Source organism: Streptomyces sp. NPDC058955, assembly GCF_042741435.1.
Classification (GTDB): Bacteria; Actinomycetota; Actinomycetes; order Streptomycetales; family Streptomycetaceae; genus Streptomyces.
In genome coordinates, this window is record NZ_JBHYKM010000216.1 from 3,529 (window position 1) to 5,478 (window position 1,950).

The window sequence follows — 1,950 nt, forward strand, 5'->3', positions numbered from 1 at the left end:
CCGCAGCCGCCCCCCCCGGGGGCGCCGCTGCCGCCGCGGGCGGGGGGGGGCGCGGCGCGGCCCCCCCCCGCGGGCGGCCGGACGCGGCCCCCGGGGTCGCGGGCCCCGGCGCCGTAGCGGTGCCCGTGCGGGGCGTCGACGCCGTAGGAGACGGCCATGTCGACCGAGGTCTGCCAGAAGGTGACGAAGGGGAACCAGCGGATCTCGGGGGTGATGTCCGGGCCGAGCGGGTCGGAGAGCCAGGCGGGCCGGTCGAGCAGGAGGGCGGGCGACCACCAGACGACGGGGTCGGAGGCGTTCTGGAGGTAGACCACCCGGGGGTGGCGCCAGGCGGCGGCCGGGCGGGCGAGGTCGGCCGCCGGGAACTGGCCGAAGCGGACGCGGCTGCCGCCCTCGTACCGGGGGCGCCAGACCGGGCTGCCCGGGTCGCGGTCGCGGCGGATCTCGCGGGAGATCGGCGAGAAGTCGGGCGGGCCCATGAGCAGGGCGCCGTCGGTGCCGGCGAGGAGGGCGTCGACGGTGCCGAAGGAGGCTTCGACGGCGTAGGCGCCGAGGCTCTCGCCGGTGACGACGAGCTTCGGCCTGCGGTCCGCGGGCAGGGTGTCGAGGCGGGCCCGGACGGCGTCGAGGAGGGCGCGGGTGGCCCGGCCGGCCTTCTCCTTGTCGACGAGGAAGGAGACCCAGCTGGGCAGGTACGAGTACTGGACGGCGACGATCGCGGTGTCGCCCCGGTACATGTACTCCAGGGCCTCGGCGACGTTCGGGTCGACCCAGCCGGTGCCGGTGGTACCGGCGACGGCGAGGACGGCCCGGTCGAAGGCGCCGGTGCGGTCGAGTTCGCGGACGGCGAGGGCGGCCTGGGCGGCGAAGGGGCGGTCGTCGGCGAAGGCGACGGGCGGGGTGGACGGCACGTACACGCGGACGGGGTCCCGGGAGGGGCGGCCGCTCCAGGCGGTGAGCGCGGCCCGGCTGGGCGTGGAGCCGGTGAAGTTGCGGCCCTCGTAGCCGAGGGAGTCCCAGCCGAGGAGGGAGCCGGGGCCGCCGGAGACGTGGCGGGAGACCGGGCGCTCGACGCCGGCCTTGGTGCCGCCGTTGGTGGCGGCGGCGATGCGGTCGGCGAGGTCGACGATCCCCCGGTCGTAGACGATGTCGCGGACGCCGACGAGGACGGCGAGCGCGGTGAGGAGCGCGCCGGTGGCGTAGGCGACGGGCCGGGGCAGCAGCCGGCCGAGCAGCCGGATCAGGGTGACGGCGCCGAGCCGCACGAGCCGGGCCAGGAGCAGCGCGAGGGCCAGGAGCGCGAGCGCGATGAGGGCGATCATCGGGGTGTGCCAGGTGAGCGAGGGCGGCAGGTCCTGGAGGACCCGCAGCCGGCGCTGCATCCGCGCGGACTCGGAGATCAGCCAGATGCTCGCGAGCGGCGCGAGCAGCCAGTACGCCTGCCAGCAGCGGGTCCGGATCCGCTCGCCGGGGAGGCGGCGGACGACGGCCCGGAAGAGCCAGGCGAGGGTGGAGCCGAGGGCGTAGCCGATGGCGGCGGTGATGCCGCCGACGACGCCCTGGAGGTACCAGGGGCGGGGCACGAGGGAGGGGCTGAGGCTCGACCAGAAGAAGACGGTGGCGAGGAGGAGCGCGGTGAGATCGGGCCAGCGCCGGACGCGGTACGCGGGGCTGGGCCGGTCCCAGTACGGGCGCCGCGCGAAGGCGAGGCACCGCCGGGCTGCTCCGGCGGCGGCGCCGGGGGTGCGGGTCTCGGTGTCGGGGCCCGGGTCGGAGGGTGCTCCGGCGGACCGATCGGGGCGGGTGTTCCGGTCGGTCGAGGTCACCCGGTCAGCGTCGTACGGACGGACGGGCGGGCGCAATCCGGATTCTCCCCTAGTGGGGACGGGGCCGGCTCTGCGGGACGGGGCCGCCCGCCCGGCGCGGGCCGGGCGGCCGGCGGTGCGGCGG

At 77.7% G+C, this 1,950-nt stretch carries 1 pseudogene; it reads right to left on the reverse strand.

Annotated elements, in window-relative coordinates:
* A pseudogene (locus tag ACFW1I_RS37865) lies at window positions 1-1,826 on the reverse strand (alpha/beta hydrolase); the annotation flags it as partial.
* Window positions 1,827-1,950: the final 124 nt, after the last annotated feature.